The following is a 357-nucleotide window of genomic DNA, read 5'->3' as shown; positions in this document are numbered from 1 at the left end:
AACACACAGCCGCCCGAAGGCGGCTGGCTTTATTAATTGTTCAAATCCTCCTTTATTGTTCGGTTTTCAACACACAGCCGCCCGAAGGCGGCTGGCGGTGATTGTTTAGTTAAAAGCGGTAGCGACTACAGTTTCCAACACACAGCCGCCCGAAGGCGGCTGGCTTCCCTTTATTTTTCAGACGGCCTACAAATTCCGGTTTCAACACACAGCCGCCCGAAGGCGGCTGGACCAGCATTTAAAGCGCGACCAAGTCGTAACGCTGGTTTCAACACACAGCCGCCCGAAGGCGGCTGGGAAGAGGCTTGCTGATCTTACCTCAGAATATTTGTTTCAACACACAGCCGCCCGAAGGCG

The organism is Neisseria sp. HMSC056A03, assembly GCF_001815685.1.
In the GTDB taxonomy this organism is placed as follows: Bacteria; Pseudomonadota; Gammaproteobacteria; order Burkholderiales; family Neisseriaceae; genus Neisseria; species Neisseria subflava.
The sequence above is the reverse complement of the archived record's forward strand: the minus strand, read 5'-3'. Positions refer to the sequence as shown.